Source organism: Actinoallomurus sp. CA-150999, assembly GCF_050942425.1.
In the GTDB taxonomy this organism is placed as follows: domain Bacteria; phylum Actinomycetota; class Actinomycetes; order Streptosporangiales; family Streptosporangiaceae; genus Actinoallomurus.
Genome location: NZ_CP192063.1, coordinates 9,419,022 through 9,434,555, shown reverse-complemented (window position 1 = coordinate 9,434,555; position 15,534 = coordinate 9,419,022). Strand labels below are relative to the sequence as shown.

Sequence of the window (15,534 nt, the reverse complement as noted above, 5' to 3'; positions counted from 1 at the left end):
GCGTACCGCGACGTGACCGGAAGCGGTCGGGCGGTACTGATCGGCTTGACGTGAAACACCCGTGGGTTTCTAGTAGCCCATTACTGATCTGTCCTGTTGTCCTCGGGGGGATGCATCCAAGGAGGCGATGGCATGCGCCATCGTGGTGTGCGCGCGGGGGTCCTCGCGTCGGCGGCCCTGCTCGGCGCGGTCGCCCTGAGCCCGACCTCGCCCGCCGGCGCCGCCGCCGGCGTCACCGAGGTCGGATTGCCCATACCCGACGTCACCCCTGCGGGCCTGACGGCGGGCCCGAGCGGCAGCGTCTGGTTCGCCGAGAACGCCGGCGGGCTCGGAAAGGTGGACTCGGCCGGAAAGGTCACCGAGTACCCCCTTCCCGCCAACTCGCAGAAGACGTTCGGCGCGGCCGACGCGATGGCCGCCGGACCTGGCGGGCGGCTCTGGTTCACCGACTCCTCCGTCGACGTCCCACGCGTGGGGTACGTCGATCCGGCGACCGGGAAGACGACGCTGTTCGAGGTCCCCACGACCACGGACGTCAACTTCGCCGGCGGCAGGCTCACCGACATCGTCGCGGGTCCGGACGGTGCGATGTGGTTCGGCGGCGTCTCGGCGACGGCGATCGGCCGGATCGACGCCTCGGGCACCGTCACCGCGTACGCCACCGCCGGCGCGGCCGTCTACGGTCTCGCGGCCGGGCCCGACGGCGCGATCTGGTACACGGGGACGGACGGCTCGATCGGGCGGCTCGACCCGAAGACCGGCGCGGTCACCGCCTACTATCCGGCGTCCGCGGGCTCGGGCTCGCCGACGCTCGGCGGGATCGTCAAGGGCCCCGACGGAGCCCTCTGGTTCACCGAGCCCGGCGTCGGGAAGATCGGCCGGCTCGACCCGGCCACGGGCAACATCGTCGAGTACCCGGTGAACACCGCCGACTCCGCGCCTTCGGGCATCACCGTCGGCCCGGACGGCCTGATCTGGTTCACCGAGGCCGCGGCCAGCAACGTCGGCAGTATCGACCCCGGGTCGGGCGCCGTCAGCGAGTACCCGCTTCCGGCCACCCTGTCCGCGCCGATGCGGATCACCTCCGGCCCAGGCGGACGGCTGTGGTTCAGCGAGTCGGGCCGGGGCGCCGTCGGCAGTTTCGACCCGGCGTCGCCGCCGGCCGGTTCGCCGCACCCGGCCGTCCCGCCGCTCGCGTCGGGCAGCACGCCGCGGATCGCGGCGAAGTTCCAGAGCCAGTGCCCGCAGAACACCACCTGCCAGTCCCAGGTGACCTCCGGCGGCAGCGTGAAGATCGGGAGTTTCGCCCTGGATCTCCCGCCGAACGCCATCCGCGTCACCGGCTACATCACCTCGCTGAGCCCGGGCAGCGTCCTGCACGCGCCGGTCATGGGGGAGCAGCTGCTGTCGCAGCCCGTCGAGGTCCCCGGCGGCCTCATCGGGCAACTGCCGTTGATCGGCCCCATCCTGGGCAAGACCCCGGCGGCGATGCTGCCGTTCAACCGGCTCACCGTCACCCAGTCGCTGGCGGCGCCGATCACCGTCCAGCTCGGCCAGGGCGGCATCCAGGCGACCGCCCAGCTGAACGTCCACCTCAACAACCAGTTGCTCGGCTCGAACTGCGTCATCGGCCCGATCACCACGAGCCTGACCCCGACCGTCCTCGTGCCGGGCGGGGCCGGCGACCCGTCGCTCGGCTGGTCGCCGTACCCGATCCAGATCAACAACAAGATCGCGGTGCCCGCCGCCAAGGGATGCGGCCCCGCCTCGATCCTCGACGGCGTGATCAACCAGATGATGGGCCTGCCGTCGAGCTCGGCGAACAACGCGATGAACCTCGTCGGCGTCATGAGCCTGGGCGCCGGCATCAACCCCGCCGACACCCCGGCCCTGCGGTCGACGACGTCCACGTCGGTGCTGTCCAAGCTGGTCGCCGGCCTCCGGCCGCAGCCGAAGGCCAAGACGGGCGCCAAGAAGCACGTCAAGGCGCCCAAGAAGGTCACCGTCAAGGTGAAGGCCCGCCACTGAGCCGCGTCGATGGGGCGCCGGCGCCGTCCGGCGCCCCATCGGCCTTCGCGACCGGCGCTCATCCGGACCCGCCGGCCGGTTGGTCGGTCGTACGGCCGGTCGTACGGCTCGCCGCCGGAAACACGGAATCGCGCAGGGGGAGGACAGGATGGGAAGACGGCACGGCCCCGCGGCGCTCACGGTGACGGTGCTCGCCGTGACGGCGGCGGGCTGCGGCGGCGCCGGGCACGGCGCGACGCCGACGGCCGTTCCCCCGTCCGCCCTGGGAAGCCCCGCCACCGGCCCGGGCCGTACGCCGGGCACCGCCCAGGCGGGGCGTGCGCCGGGCATCGGGTCCGCTCCGGCGGTCAACGGCGTCCACCCGGGAGCGGAGCGGAAGTCCGCGGCCGACGGCACGTGGGTCACCGGGACCGGCAACACCCGGGTCGCCCTCTACCTCTTCCGCGGCGCGGCGGCGCTGAACGCCCCGTACTTCTGCACCGGGACGGTCGACGCGGCGATGCGCATCGCGCTGACGTGCGCGAACGGTGCTCGTGACCGGACCACGGGCCACGCGACGCTCGGTGCCGGGGGCAGGATCCTCACCGTCGCGTGGGACGGCGGAATCGAGGACGTCTTCCAGCGGAAGTAGACGAGTGGATGAACGGGCGGTGACGCGCGGACATCTGATGATCATTTTAAAACCGGATTTAAAGGCCTATTTCGGCCAGCGTGGTTTGGATGTTCTGCACCCCAGGGGGGAGGCGCAGTGGCGATCATCGGTCTAGATTTCTCCGGCGGGTTGACCCGTCGCCCGGCGGGTCATGCGTCAGGAGGAATCCATGGCCCGACGGCTCCTGTCAATGCCGGTACTCGGCATTGCCATGGCCCTGGTCACGTCCACGGCGGCATTCGCCGCAGGCGTGACCAATCAGAACAAACCGCTGGCCGACCACCTGGTCGGACGGCAGGCTGACGGATCCGTACTCAACCCCGACAACCAATATGTCACCCCGGCAGGCGTCAGCATCGAACAGTCCGGCCGCCCGATGGACCTGGCCGTACGCCCGGACGGCAAGACCGCCGTCGACCTCACCAAGTCCGGTGCGGGCCTGTTCACGGTCGTCGACCTGGCCGGCCAGAAGGTCCTGCAGCAGTACACCCCGCCGAAGGGAGTCGGCAGCGGCAACGTCGGCGTCGGCGGCCTGCTCTATTCCAAGGACGGCAACACCCTCTACGCCGCGCAGGGCGGCGACATCCTGAAGTTCGCCGTCGCCGCCGACGGCACGCTGAGCAGCCCGAGCGTCATCAAGCTTCCGGCCGACGCGAACGTTCCGAAGGACGCGACCGGTGCCGCGGCACAGCCCCTGCCGACGGACCTGGCCTGGACTCCGGACGGCGGCCACATCCTGGTCGTGCTGGACGGATGGGACCGGCTCGGCGTACTCGACCCCGCCACGAGTACGCTGACCGCCCAGACGTCCGTCGGTGTCGCGCCCCGGGACGTGGTCGTCGTGGGGAACCACGCGTTCGTCAGCAACGAGGGCGGCCGTAAGCCGGCCGACGGCGACTTCACCAACCTCAGCTACGACTCGCCGGTGGTCGCCGACGAGGTCGACGGCCGGGCGAGCACCGGCACCGTCTCCGAGGTCGACCTCGCCACGAACGAGGTCGTTAAGACGTACAAGCTGGGCCTGGACCCGAGCAGCCTGCTCGCGCACGGCACCGAGGTGCTCGTCACCAACTCCAGCGACGACACGGTGTCCGTCATCGACACGGCCGCCCAGCGGGTCACCCAGAGGTTCAACGTCAACCCGCTGCCCGGGCAGCCGTTCGGCAGCTCGCCCAACGCGCTGGAGTTCATCGACCCGTCGCACCTCGTCGTCAGCCTCGGCCGGAACAACGCCCTCGCGGTGTACGAGTACCGCGGCGCGCGCCGGCCGGTCGCCTTCGACGGGCTGATCCCGACGGCCTGGTACCCGGGCACGCTCCACTGGAACGCCACCCTGAACAAGCTCGTCGTGGCGAATCAGGCGGGCGTCGGGGCGCTCGGCAAGGACGGGACGATCAGCGAGGGACCGGGCACGACGCCCGCGACCGGCCGCCAGGTGTACGCCGACGTCGGCACGATCGGTCTCGTGGACCGGCCGACGCGGGCGCAGATCGCCAAGTACACCGCCCAGGTCTTCCGGAACAACCAGTGGCTCGGCCTGCGGGCCCGGAACCAGAAGGGTTCCCGGCGCACCCGGCCGACCGCTCTCCCGCTCCGCGTCGGCGACCCTTCGAAGATCAAGCACGTGTTCATGATCGTGAAGGAGAACCGGACATACGACCAGGTCCTCGGCGACGACCCGCGCGGCAACGGCAACCCGGCGTACGCGCAGTTCGGGCAGAAGACCACGCCGAACATCCACGCCCTCGCCCAGCAGTTCCCGCTGATCGACAACCTGTACTCCGACGGCACCAACTCCGCCGTCGGCCACACCTGGCTCGACGCGGGCTTCGTCAACGACTACCTCGAGCGGTCCTACGCCAACTACATCCGCGACTACGGCCAGCCGGACGCGATGGTCTACCCCAAGTCCGGGTTCCTGTGGGACAACGCGCAGGCGCACGGCCTGACCGCGCACGTCTGGGGCGAGTACGCCGAGTTCTGGAACGCCCCGGGCGGAGCGGTCTGCCCCGGCACGTGGGCGGACTGGTACAAGGACTCGCAGATCCTCGAGGGCAAGGCGACGGGCACGCCGCACGTGCCGGCCGGCTACTGCCAGACCACGGCCGACGTGCCGTCGCTCGACAAGGTCCTGTCGCGTGACTTCCCGAACTTCCAGACGAACATCCCCGACCAGTACCGCGCGGACCTCTTCACGCGGGACCTGCAGCAGTACGAGAAGAACGGGAAGCTGCCCGCGCTCAACATGCTGTGGGTGATGGACGACCACACCAACGGCCTGAACAAGGGCTACCCGACGCCGTCGGCGATGGTAGCCGACAACGACCTGGCGACGGGCCGCATCATCGACGCGATCTCGCACTCGAAGTACTGGAAGGACAGCGCGGTCTTCGTCGTCGAGGACGACTCCCAGAACGGCATCGACCACGTCGACGGCCACCGCAACGTCACGCTGATCGCCAGCCCGTACGCCAAGCGCGGCGCGGTCGACCACACCTACTACAGCCAGCTCAACGTCGTCCGCACGATCGAGCAGATCCTCGGCCTCCCGCCGATGAACCAGCTCGACATGGCGGCCGAGCCGATGTTCGGGGCGTTCACCGACCGGCCCGACTTCACCCCGTACACCGCGCTGCCGAACCAGATCCCGCTCGACACGATGAACGGGACGGCGGCGCAGGCCACGAACCCGATGCAGAAGGCCTGGCTCGCCTGGTCGGAGAAGCAGAACTTCACGTCCGAGGACCAGCTGGCGTTCGCCCCGTTCAACCGGCTCACCTGGTACGCCACGACCGGCTGGAAGCGGCCGTACCCGGGTGACTCCAAGGTCATGACTCCGGAAGAGGTGCTCAAGAGGTTCCCGCAGACGACGGTGACGGGAAGCGTGGACAATGACATTCCGTCAAGCCGCGCCCAGGCACCCCACAAGGCGAACTGACAGGTTTCAATAACACGATGGATCACTCCTTCTCACCGGCGATCGAGGCGCTTGGTCTGACCAAGCGCTTCGAGGAGACGGTGGCCGTCGCCGGGGTCGACCTTGTGGTCGGCCCCGGCCGGGTCCATGGCATGCTCGGGCCCAATGGCGCCGGAAAGACGACGCTGCTCACCATGCTCATGGGCCTGGTACGGCCCGACGCGGGCACCATTCGCATCTTCGACCGCACCCGGGACGAATTCGGCGCGCGCATGCTCGACGGAGTCGCGGGATTCGTCGAGAGCCCGCGTTTTTATCCCTACCTCTCCGGCCGCCGCAACCTGGCGCTGCTGGCCGAGCTCGACGGCGGCTCCGCCGCGAGCCGGATCGACGACGCCCTCGACCTCGTCGACCTGCGCGACCAGGCCGGCGCGAAGGTCGGCGGCTACTCGGTCGGCATGCGCCAGCGGCTCGGCATCGCGGCGGCACTCCTGCGCGACCCGCGCCTGCTGATCCTCGACGAGCCGGCGAGCGGCCTGGACCCGGCCGGGATGCGCGACATGCGCGCCCTCGTCGCCAGGCTCGCCGCAGACGGGGTCACCGTGCTGCTGAGCAGCCACGACATGGCCGAGGTCGAGGAGCTCTGCGACAACGTGACGATCATGCGCAGGGGTGAGGTGGTCTTCGACGGGTCGATGGGCGTCCTCCGCCGGCGCGCCCCGGACCCGGCGTTCCGGCTCGCGACGAGCGACGACGAGCGGGCGCTGGAGATCGCCCGCGACACGCCGGGGATCGCCGCCGCCGTCGCGGGCGACGAACTGCTCGTCCACGCCCAGCGCGACAACCTCGACCGATACGTCATCGCGCTCGGCCGGGCCGACGTCGCCGTACGCCGCCTCGACCTGGAGTCCTCCCCGCTCGAGGCGCTGTTCTTCGCGCTCACCGAGGACGAACCGGACGAGACGGCCGAGCGCGTCCCCCAGGAGGTGACCCGATGACGGCGGTCGCGGCACCCCCCGAGCCCCGTACGGCCGCGCGCGGTGGGTCGTGGGTCGTCTACCGGTGCGAGCTGGCCAAGCTCGTCCGGCAGGTGAAGGTCCAGGCCGCCGCGATCGTGTGCCTGCTGGCCCCGTTCCTGTTCGTGTCGGCGCTGAACGTCCAGAGCAACACGCCGCAGGACACCCTGTTCGGCCGGTGGGTGCACGACTCCGGCTTCGCGATCCCGCTCGTCGTGCTCGGCTTCGCCGGCCAGTGGGCGCTCCCGGCCCTCACCAGCGTCGTCGCCGGCGACATCTTCTCCTGCGAGGACCGGTACGGCACCTGGAAGACCATCCTGACCCGGTCCCGGAGCCGCTCGCAGGTCTTCACCGGCAAGGCGCTCGCCGCCATGACGTACGCCGTGGCGATGACCGTGCTCGTGGCGCTGTCGAGCCTGGCCGCGGGGGTGCTGCTGGTGGGCCGGCAGCCGCTGATCGGGCTGTCCGGCACGCTCCTGCAGCCGGGCCACTGCACCGTCCTGGTGCTGACCGCCTGGGCGACGGTGCTGCCACCCGTCCTGGCGTTCACCGCCTTCGGGCTGCTGCTGTCGGTCGCGAGCCGGAACACCGCGGTCGGCGTCGGCGGCCCGGTCGTCGTCGGCCTGGCGCTGCAGCTGGCGTCGCTGGTCAACGCCCCGGAGGCCGTCCGGATGCTGCTGCCCACCACGGCGTTCGGGGCCTGGCACGGCCTGTTCACCGAGCCGTCGTTCGCCGGGCCGCCGGCAGAGGGCGTCGCCGTCAGTGCCGTGTACTTCGTCGTCTGCGTCGTCGGCGCGCACGCGCTGCTGCGCCGCCGTGACATCACCGAGGGCTGAGACCATGCGATGGGCACCGACCGCCGCGCTCGCGGCCGTCCTGCTGGCGACCACCGGCTGTGGATCGTCCGGCATCACCCGCGACCGGCTGAACACCGCCGTCGCGCCGACGTTCGCCAACCTGTACGTGCTCCAGCAGTCCCTGCGGGGTCGTACGGTCACGTCGGCGTCGATGCGCGCGAAGGCGGCCTGCGCCAAGGGCGGGCCGTCCACTCCGGACCAGGGCGCGGGCAACGACTGGACCTGTACGGTGACCTGGTTCAACGCCGGACCGGCCATTCCGGAGACCGCGTCGTACCAGCTGCACGTCCAGACGAACGGCTGCTACTCCGCGGACGGCGACGGCCCGGCGGACCTGAACGGCCAGCAGATGATCGTCGCGGCGGACGGCGCGACCGTCACCAACCCGCTGTGGGAGTTCGACGGCTGCTTCGACACGACGTGAGCTACTGCTTGTAGGAGATCTCCACGCGACGGTTCTTGGCGCGGCCCACCGGGTCGTCCTTACCGTCCGGCGTCCGGTTCGGCGCGACCGGACGCGCCTCGCCGTAGCCGACCGCGGTGATCGCCACCTTGATGTTCCGGGCGAGCTCGGCGCGCACCGCCTCGGCCCGCTGCGTCGAGAGCGTGCGGTTGTGCGCGGGGGAGCCGATGGCGTCGGTGAACCCGGCGACGCGCACCGGCCCGTGGATCTGTTTCGCGATCTCGGCGATCCGGCGCCGCGCGACGTCGGTCAGCGTGGCCTTGCCGAAGTCGAACAGGACGTCCGCGGCGATCCGCACGGTGATCTGCCCGCCGGAGGTCTCCTTCTCCTCCAGCGGGATGACCGAATGCCCGAGGTCGATGTCGCGTACGCCGTCCGCCACGGAGATGGACTGGACGGACTGCCGGAGGTTCGCGTCGGGGACGTCGCCGGCGCTCGCCGCTGCGGGCAGGAACAGCAGGGCCGGCGCGAGCACCGCGCCGACCAGGAGAGAACGCATCCCGGTCACCGCTCGATCGGCACGTTGTGGAAGGTCGGCCAGTTGCCGATCTGCACGTCGATCCGGTCCACGCCCTTCGGCGGCGCGGCGAACGTGAAGCTCAGCTGCCCCGGCTGGTCGTTGGCGAGGTTCGTCGAGACGTAGTCCGTCTGCAGGTCCTTGCCGGAGCTGTCCTTGACGACCAGGTAGCGCTTGAGGTTCACGGTGTCGATCAGGAAGACGCCGAGCGAGGTCCCGCCGTTGAGGAGGTAGGGCGTCAGCCGCTGGGTGGACCCGGCGGCGCGCACGTGCGGGGTCATCGAGACCGTGAGATCGGCGAGTCTGCCGTCGACCTTCAGGCCGAGGATCGCGAGGTCGACGGTGGCCCCCGCCGCGATCGGGGAGGGGAACGTCGCCTGCGCGATCGGCTTGTCCGCCTTCGCGACCGTCACGCCGCCCTTGGACGCCGTCGTGCTGCCCTTGGACCCGCCGCTCTCGTCGTCGCCGGAGCAGCCGGACAGCCCGGCCGTGAGGACGCCCGCGAGGGCGATGGCCGAGGCGCTCCTGCGGATGACTCTCACTGATCCCCCTGGGAACGGAAACGTCGTCCGGACCGGTCGTGACGCTCGATCGGCGCGCCACGACGGCCTGGTGTCGATTTACCAGTCCTTTACCGTAGCGTCCGACGTTTCTGGACGTGGCGGGTTTCCGGACGTGCCCTAATCGATGGAAGTGTCGCCCAGGGACTCGAGCAGGGCGCGGAGCAGGCCCGCCAGCCGGTCCCGGTCGTCCGGGGCCAGCGCGCCGAGCAGGCGGACCTCGTTCGCGACGTGGAGGCCGACGACCTCGTCGACCAGCGCCCGGCCGCGGTCGGTCAGCCGGACCCGTACCGACCGCCGGTCCTCCTCGTCCGGGACCCGCTCGACCAGCCCCCGGGTGGAGAGCCGGTCGATGCGGTTGGTGATCGCGCCGGAGGTCACCATGGCGGCCCGGTTGAGGGCCCCCGCCGTCAGTTCGTACGGGGGGCCGGACCGGCGGAGAGTGGCCAGGACGTCGAACTCCCAGTGTTCGAGGTCGTGACCGGCGAAGAACTCCTTCAGCTCCCGGTCCAGGACGCGTGACAGCCGGGTGATCCGGCCGATGACCCCCATGGGCCACACGTCGACGTCGGGGCGCTCGGTCCGCCACTGGGCGAGGATCCGGTCCACCGCATCGCTCATCGAGCACACCTCTCAACGCGAACAATCTCAACGTTCATCTACTTGACGTTGAGCATATCGTCATGGTGATATCTCAACGTTGAGATTCTTAATAAGGAGTTATCTCATGGTCGCCCTCACCGCGCGGCGCGGCGTCTCCCTACCCAACGTCCGCGACCTGGCCCTCACCGCGCTCACCCCCCTCACCTGGGGGTCGACCTACGCGGTCACCACCGAGTTCCTGCCGCCCGGCCGCCCGCTGTTCACCGCGACGATGCGGGCCCTGCCCGCCGGCCTGGCGCTGCTCGCCGTCACCCGCGTCCTCCCGCGCGGCGCGTGGCTCTGGCGAGCGACCGTGCTGGGTCTGCTGAACATCGGCGCGTTCTTCCCCCTGCTCTTCCTGGCCGCCTACCGGCTGCCCGGCGGCGTCGCGGCGGTGCTCGGCGCCGGGGGTCCGCTCTTCGCCCTCGGCTTCGCGGCCCTGCTGCTCGCCGAGCGGCCGGCCGCCCGCAAGCTGCTGGCAGGCCTGACGGGACTCGCGGGGGTGGGCCTCGTCGTCCTGCGCTCCGACGCGCGGCTCGACGTGGTGGGGGTCCTCGCCGGGCTGGCGGGAGCCGCGTCGATGTCGGCGGGCACGGTGCTCACCAAGCGCTGGGGCCGTCCCGAAGGGGTGGGGCCGCTCACCCTCACCGCCTGGCAGCTCACCGCCGGCGGGCTGCTGCTCGTGCCCGTCGCCCTCCTCGTCGAGGGCCCGCCGCCCGCCCTCGACGGGCGCGCCGTCGGCGGCTACCTCTACCTCGGAGTGGTCGGCACCGCCACGGCGTACTGGCTGTGGTTCCGCGGCATCTCCCGGCTCCCCGCGACCTCCGTTTCCTTCCTCGCCCTGCTCAGCCCGCTGTCCGCCGCCGTCATCGGCTGGGCGGCCCTCGGCCAGGCCCTGGCCCCGCTGCAACTGGTGGGCATGGCCCTCGCCCTCGGCGGCACCCTGGTCGGCCAGACCTCGGCCAGGCGGCGCTCGGAGACCACGGCCGTCCCCATCACCCCGAGGAGTTCTTGACCATGCGCATCACCGTGTTCGGAGCGGCGGGGAGCGTCGGCGCGCGGGCCGTGGCCGAGGCGCTGTCCCGTGGCCACGAGGTCACCGCGGTCGTACGGAACCGGGCCAGGTTCGGCGAACCGCCCGCCGCCGCGCACTCCCGTACCGGGGACGCCCGGAACGCCGAGGACGTCGCGGCGCTCGCCGCCGGCCAGGACGTCGTCATCAGCGCCACTCGCCCCGCTCCCGGCCAGGAGCACGAGCTCGTCACGGCCACCAAGGCGCTGCTGGCCGGGCTGGCCGGGACCGGCGTCCGGCTGCTGGTCGTCGGCGGCGCCGCGACCCTGACCGTGCCCGGCACCGGCGGCCGCACCGTCGTCGAGGACCCCGACTTCCCGCCCGCCTGGCGGGACATCGCCCTCGCCTGCGCCGACCAACTCGAGGTCTGTCGCGCCGAGACCGACGTCGACTGGGCGTACCTGAGCCCGCCGGCTCTCCTGGAGCCCGGCGAGCGCACCGGCGCGTACCGGCTCGGCACGGACGAGCTGCTGGTCGACGCGCAGGGGGAGTCCTGGATCTCCATGGAGGATCTCGCGGTGGCGCTGCTCGATGAGGTCGAGAGCCCCCGGCACCGTCGGACCCGGTTCACCGTCGGTCGGTGACCCCGTTCTTCTCCGCCTCGTACCGGTGGCGGGCCGAGGCGAGGATCTGCTCGAAGTCGTGCTGGGTGGCGTCACACCAGTGCATGAGGTCCGAGAGCAGGACCCGCAGATTCTCGCTCGGGCCCGCTCGCCAGCCGTCGGCCGAGAGGGCGTAGGCCTGCATCGCCGCACCGGCACGCTCTATGTTCCGGTCGATGTCCGCCACGGTGTCGGTCCTTTCGTTCGTCGCGCCGAGGTGCTCGTACGGGCCGTGGGTCTGATCACCGCCGTCTGCCCTTCCGGCGGATCTTGATGTCGCGCATGTCCGTCACCGCCACGCGGAGGATCCGGTACGGGTATCCGTGCGCGTCCAGCGCCGCGATGGCCCGCTGGGCGGCCTCCTGCTCGCCGTCGTCCGGGCCCGCCGGCACCTGGCACCGGAAGGTGAACGCCGAGAGGCCGGCGTCGGCGGTGAAGGTCCCGGCCTCGGTGAAGGCGGCCACGAAGGGATCGGCTCCGGCGAGCAGGGCGGCGCGGTCGGCATCGCTCAGCCCGTCGAACGTGCCGCGGATCGTCACTCTGAACACGGCCGGTCCTCTCGTACGGCGTAGGCGAGGAGGCGTTCACCGAGCAGCTCCTCGACGGTGTCGAGGAGCTCGAGGACCGCCTTGGCGATCAGGTCGGGGCTCTGACCCGCGGTGACGCGTTCGCCGATCTCGGCGAAGACCAGCGCGTGGAACCAGCCGATCTGGGCGGCCACGACGCGGGGCCGCGGGTCGTCCGGTGATGCCCCGGTCTCCTCGGCCAGCACGGTGGCGAGAACCTCGGTCATCTGGCGGCCCAGGTCGCCCAGCCGGGCGGTGAGAGTGGGAGCGGCCCGCATCATCTGGAAGACACGGCCGAATCCCTCGGTCAGCCCCAGCCTGCGGTCCCGGCGACGCACCTCTTCACGAAGCCGTGCCAGCACCGCCTGAGCGGCGGACTCGCCGGGGCCGCGCTCCCGCACGATGTCGGCGAGCCGCTGCGGCGACGCCTCCTCCGGGTGGAGAACGAGGTCCTCCTTGGCGTCGAAGTAGTTGTAGACCGTGTTGATGGACACGTCCGCCGCGGCGGCGACCTCGGCGATCGTGACGTCGTCGAACCCGCGCTCCACGAACAGGCCGGTGGCGACCTCGGAGATGTGCTGCCGCGTCTGGCGCTTCTTCCGCTCCCGTAGCCCTTCTGTCACGGACGTCATCGTAACCGACCCCAAACTTTCAATGCATTTCGATTTTGTAGTTCATTTCGGTTCGGGTCTTCGCGCTGCTTGGAACGTTCGCGTTGACGGGGCCGGTTCTCCACAAGATCCTTGTTCGTCATGGAATCCGATGATCAATCGGCGTGGGCCTCGGCGACGGGTGGTCACGGCGACGCCGTACGGCATCAGGTGCTCGGAGCGGCCGCCGACATCATGCGCGGTGCCCCGGCCGACGGCCGGGTGGCCGCAGACCCGTCCGACCAGTCCGCGGTGACCCTCTACCTGGCCCTCCTGCAGGACCGGCTGCCCGTCTACGCGCGCGTCATGAAGGACCTGGGCTCGCGGGTCGGCGAAGGCGACGTCGCCGGCAACCTGGCTCCCGCCGCGCAGGCGACCATCGGCTTCTACACGGCGATCCTGGCCGCGAAGGTGTCGGTCTTCGCCAACCCGGACCAGCTGGTGCGGCTCCGGCAGGTCTTCCAGACCCATGACCTGGGTCCGCAGGCGGCGTACGAGGGCGTCGCGCGCTACCTCACCGCGGAGCGTGAGCTCGGGCGGATCGCGCCGGACGTCGACTGCACGGCGGCCGCCCAGCTCCTTCTCGGCGCCTGCCTCAACCACGTCTTCACGAAGACGCTGCTCGGTGAGGCGCCTCCGGACGACGTGTACATCGCCCAGATCATCGCCGGCCTCCGCCTCGGTCACCGTCCGGAGTGCCCCCCGGCCGAGGGAACAGTGCCGGACCAGGCCGGATAGGCTGCCCCAATGCTTGATCACGGTGAAGACCCGCGGCCGGCCCGCGGAGCGGTGCAGGAGATCTACACCCCCGAGCGGGCCGCGACCCTGGAGTACTCCCCGGACCTGGACGGGCTCGCGGACCCCGGCGAGATCGTCTGGGCGTGGGTGCCCTACGAGGAGGACCCGTCGCGCGGGAAGGACCGGCCGCTGCTGGTCGTCGGGCGCCACGGGCGCCGGCTGCTCGCGATGATGCTGTCCAGCCGCGACCACGCTGACGACCCGGACTGGCTGGAGCTGGGCTCGGGCACGTGGGACCGCGACGGCCGCGACTCGTACGTGCGGCTGGACCGCGTGTTCGAGCTCGACGAGGACGACATCCGCCGGGAAGGGGCGATCCTCGAAGGGGAGCGCTTCGCCCACGTGGCCGCGGTCCTGATGCGCCTGCACGGCTGGAAGCCCACGCGCTGAGCCGTTTCCGGCTCGTCGTGAAAGAACGTGGAAGATCCTTGCCGGGGCGGTGAGGTGCTCGCACTCTGGTGCGTACGCGCCGCCCCGGTGAGGAGTGCCCATGACCGGCCCAGCGAACCCCCGTTCCACGACGTCTCAGCGTCTCTCGTGGCCGTACGGGGTGATCCCCGCGGTGCTCGGGGCCGTTCTCCTCGTGGTGTCGCTCGCCTTCGGCGTGCCGGGAGCCCGGTCGGCGTCCGCCGCGCCGCCCTGCGCGGTGGCCTACTCCCTCAACCAGTGGACCGGCGGCTTCACCGCGCAGGTCGCGGTCACCAACAACGCCGCGCCCGTCACGAGCTGGACGCTGACCTGGACGTTCGCCGGGGACCAGAAGGTCACGTCGGCTTGGAACGCCCAGGTCACGCAGTCCGGGCAGGCCGTCACGGCCCACGACAGCGGCTACAACGGCGCGCTCGGGACGGGCGGGTCGACGACGTTCGGGTTCCAGGCGACCGTCGGCGGCCAGAACGCGGTCCCCGGTGACTTCGCGCTGAACGGCGCGCGCTGCGACGGCGACGGCACTCCGACCCCCACCCCGACGCCCACGCAGCCCACGACGCCGACGTCATGCCCGCAGGCGGCGTTCTGCGACGGCTTCGAGGGCCAGACCGGCACGACGCCGTCCGGAGCCTGGCAGCCGTCGTACCCGGACTGCCAGGGCACCGGCACCGTGGCCGTCGACCACACGCAGGCCCACACCGGCAGCACGTCGCTTCGCGTCGACGGCGGCGCGACCTACTGCGACCACGCGTTCGCCGTCAACACGACGGGCGTGGCCGCGGCCGGGTCGGTGATCTACGTGCGCTACTACGTCCGGCACACGCAGCCGCTGCCGGCCGGCCACGTCGCCTTCACGACCCTCACCGACTCAGCCGACGGCGGCAAGCACCTTCGGCTCGGCGGCCAGAACCAGGCGCTGCAGTGGAACCGCGAGTCCGACGACGCGACGCTGCCCGAGCAGAGCCCGGCCGGAGTCGCGATGAGCGTGCCGCTGCCCGTGAACCAGTGGTCCTGCCTGGAGTTCGCCATCAACGGGACGAACGGCACCATGAGCACCTGGCTCAACGGCACCGAGGTGGCGGGCCTCCACCTCGACGGCACCCCGACCCCCGACGTCGACCGTCAGTGGCTGAGCCGGGCGAACTGGCGCCCGCACCCCACCGACCTGCGCCTCGGCTGGGAGAGCTACGGCGGCGCGCGGGACACCCTCTGGTTCGACGACGTGGCGGTCGGCTCCTCGCGCATCGGCTGCTGACCGTCGGACACGTCCACCCTGCTGGAACGGCGCGCCTCGAGGAGTTCAGGAGCCGGCCGACCACTCGATCAGCGGAGGCCGGACCGCCGCGCACAGCGGATGGCCGCGCGCGTCGGTCAGTCCCAACCGGGCCACCAACAGCCCGCTGCGCACCGCCGCGTCCAGGACGTCCGGGCCGATGGCGTCGAACCACAGCTTCGCCCGCCGGAACATTTCGAACGGCCCGCCCTCGTTCACGGTCCCCCACGACAGGTAGACGAACCGGCCGCCCGGACGACCCTGGACGTAGGGGCCGCGAAGATCCCACCCCGTCTCGGTCGCGGTGGCGGTGACCTCCAGCTCCCATGTCGCGGAGAGAGCGTCGCCGGGGTGCGGGTCGAGGAGCTCAGCGGGGCGGTCACGCCGCTGCACGCCGACGTGGATGTCGCGGTAGCCCGGAAAACCGGGCGCCTGCCCGCACTCCCGTCCGGGCAGCCGTGACGCCTCGATGCGAATCAGCACGACACCATC

General features: G+C 71.3%; 18 protein-coding genes. 11 read left to right on the top strand and 7 right to left on the bottom strand.

Annotated features, from left to right (window positions below):
• Positions 1–132: 132 nt before the first annotated feature.
• The 6 genes from ACQP2O_RS43320 to ACQP2O_RS43295 all read left to right on the top strand — a co-directional run bounded on the left by ACQP2O_RS43320 (position 133) and on the right by ACQP2O_RS43295 (position 7,894).
• Positions 133–2,028, top strand: a complete 1,896-nt coding sequence (locus ACQP2O_RS43320) for a Vgb family protein (protein ID WP_433175051.1) — start codon at positions 133–135, stop codon at positions 2,026–2,028.
• A 148-nt stretch (positions 2,029–2,176) separates the two neighbouring features.
• Positions 2,177–2,659: a hypothetical protein gene (locus ACQP2O_RS43315; protein WP_433175050.1), complete on the top strand. Its 483-nt coding sequence runs from the start codon at positions 2,177–2,179 to the stop codon at positions 2,657–2,659.
• Positions 2,660–2,849: 190 nt separating this feature from the next.
• Positions 2,850–5,618, top strand: a complete 2,769-nt coding sequence (locus ACQP2O_RS43310) for an alkaline phosphatase family protein (protein ID WP_433175049.1) — start codon at positions 2,850–2,852, stop codon at positions 5,616–5,618.
• Between the two features lie 17 nt (positions 5,619–5,635).
• Positions 5,636–6,595 carry an ABC transporter ATP-binding protein gene (locus tag ACQP2O_RS43305; protein ID WP_433175048.1) on the top strand — a complete coding sequence of 320 codons (960 nt, stop codon included), beginning with the start codon at positions 5,636–5,638 and terminating at the stop codon, positions 6,593–6,595.
• Positions 6,592–7,449 (top strand): ABC transporter permease, encoded by an 858-nt coding sequence (locus ACQP2O_RS43300; RefSeq protein WP_433175047.1) that lies wholly within the window; start codon positions 6,592–6,594, stop codon positions 7,447–7,449. The genes ACQP2O_RS43305 and ACQP2O_RS43300 overlap by 4 nt, the downstream gene beginning before the upstream one ends.
• Positions 7,450–7,453: 4 nt before the next feature.
• Positions 7,454–7,894, top strand: coding sequence for a hypothetical protein (locus ACQP2O_RS43295; protein ID WP_433175046.1), 441 nt, complete (start codon positions 7,454–7,456; stop codon positions 7,892–7,894).
• 1 nt (position 7,895) lies between these two features.
• On the opposite strand, the gene ACQP2O_RS43290 is transcribed toward ACQP2O_RS43295, so the two are convergent.
• The 3 genes from ACQP2O_RS43290 to ACQP2O_RS43280 form a co-directional block, all read right to left on the bottom strand.
• Positions 7,896–8,432, bottom strand: a complete 537-nt coding sequence (locus tag ACQP2O_RS43290; RefSeq protein ID WP_433175045.1) for an OmpA family protein — start codon at positions 8,430–8,432, stop codon at positions 7,896–7,898.
• Between the two features lie 5 nt (positions 8,433–8,437).
• Positions 8,438–8,992: a hypothetical protein gene (locus ACQP2O_RS43285; RefSeq protein WP_433175044.1), complete on the bottom strand. Its 555-nt coding sequence runs from the start codon at positions 8,990–8,992 to the stop codon at positions 8,438–8,440.
• Between the two features lie 138 nt (positions 8,993–9,130).
• Positions 9,131–9,631, bottom strand: coding sequence for a MarR family winged helix-turn-helix transcriptional regulator (locus tag ACQP2O_RS43280; protein WP_433175043.1), 501 nt, complete (start codon positions 9,629–9,631; stop codon positions 9,131–9,133).
• 106 nt (positions 9,632–9,737) lie between these two features.
• Between ACQP2O_RS43280 and ACQP2O_RS43275 the strand changes: the two genes are divergently transcribed.
• Together ACQP2O_RS43275 and ACQP2O_RS43270 are read left to right on the top strand one after the other, a co-directional pair.
• Positions 9,738–10,667 carry an EamA family transporter gene (locus tag ACQP2O_RS43275; protein ID WP_433175042.1) on the top strand — a complete coding sequence of 310 codons (930 nt, stop codon included), beginning with the start codon at positions 9,738–9,740 and terminating at the stop codon, positions 10,665–10,667.
• Between the two features lie 2 nt (positions 10,668–10,669).
• Positions 10,670–11,308, top strand: a complete 639-nt coding sequence (locus tag ACQP2O_RS43270; protein ID WP_433175040.1) for an NAD(P)-dependent oxidoreductase — start codon at positions 10,670–10,672, stop codon at positions 11,306–11,308.
• Here the strand turns inward: ACQP2O_RS43270 and ACQP2O_RS43265 are convergent.
• Genes ACQP2O_RS43265 through ACQP2O_RS43255 form a run of 3 tightly spaced genes read right to left on the bottom strand, consistent with a single transcriptional unit; the run spans position 11,292 to position 12,524 of the window.
• Complete coding sequence (locus ACQP2O_RS43265) at positions 11,292–11,513, bottom strand: hypothetical protein (RefSeq protein ID WP_433175038.1); 222 nt, start codon at positions 11,511–11,513, stop codon at positions 11,292–11,294. The two genes, ACQP2O_RS43270 and ACQP2O_RS43265, sit on opposite strands and share 17 nt — an antisense overlap.
• Positions 11,514–11,568: 55 nt before the next feature.
• Entirely contained in the window at positions 11,569–11,874 is a 306-nt protein-coding gene (locus ACQP2O_RS43260; RefSeq protein WP_433175036.1) for a DUF6204 family protein, read from the bottom strand.
• Positions 11,862–12,524, bottom strand: a complete 663-nt coding sequence (locus ACQP2O_RS43255) for a TetR/AcrR family transcriptional regulator (protein WP_433175035.1) — start codon at positions 12,522–12,524, stop codon at positions 11,862–11,864. Before ACQP2O_RS43255 ends, ACQP2O_RS43260 begins: the two co-directional genes overlap by 13 nt.
• Before the next feature lie 120 nt (positions 12,525–12,644).
• Here ACQP2O_RS43255 and ACQP2O_RS43250 point away from each other — a divergent pair, with 120 nt between their 5' ends.
• From ACQP2O_RS43250 to ACQP2O_RS43240, 3 genes are all read left to right on the top strand, one after another.
• The gene (locus ACQP2O_RS43250; RefSeq protein WP_433175034.1) at positions 12,645–13,280 is read left to right on the top strand and encodes a TetR/AcrR family transcriptional regulator C-terminal domain-containing protein; all 636 of its coding nucleotides are present in this window, start codon (positions 12,645–12,647) and stop codon (positions 13,278–13,280) included.
• Positions 13,281–13,289: 9 nt separating this feature from the next.
• A complete protein-coding gene (locus ACQP2O_RS43245) occupies positions 13,290–13,730 on the top strand; it encodes a type II toxin-antitoxin system PemK/MazF family toxin (RefSeq protein ID WP_433175033.1) in 441 nt (146 codons plus the stop codon).
• A gap of 100 nt (positions 13,731–13,830) precedes the next feature.
• Positions 13,831–15,024 carry a cellulose binding domain-containing protein gene (locus tag ACQP2O_RS43240; RefSeq protein ID WP_433175032.1) on the top strand — a complete coding sequence of 398 codons (1,194 nt, stop codon included), beginning with the start codon at positions 13,831–13,833 and terminating at the stop codon, positions 15,022–15,024.
• Positions 15,025–15,069: 45 nt separating this feature from the next.
• Here the strand turns inward: ACQP2O_RS43240 and ACQP2O_RS43235 are convergent, their stop codons facing one another.
• On the bottom strand, positions 15,070–15,525 hold the full coding sequence (locus ACQP2O_RS43235; RefSeq protein WP_433175031.1) for a DUF5990 family protein: 456 nt from the start codon (positions 15,523–15,525) through the stop codon (positions 15,070–15,072).
• Positions 15,526–15,534: the final 9 nt, after the last annotated feature.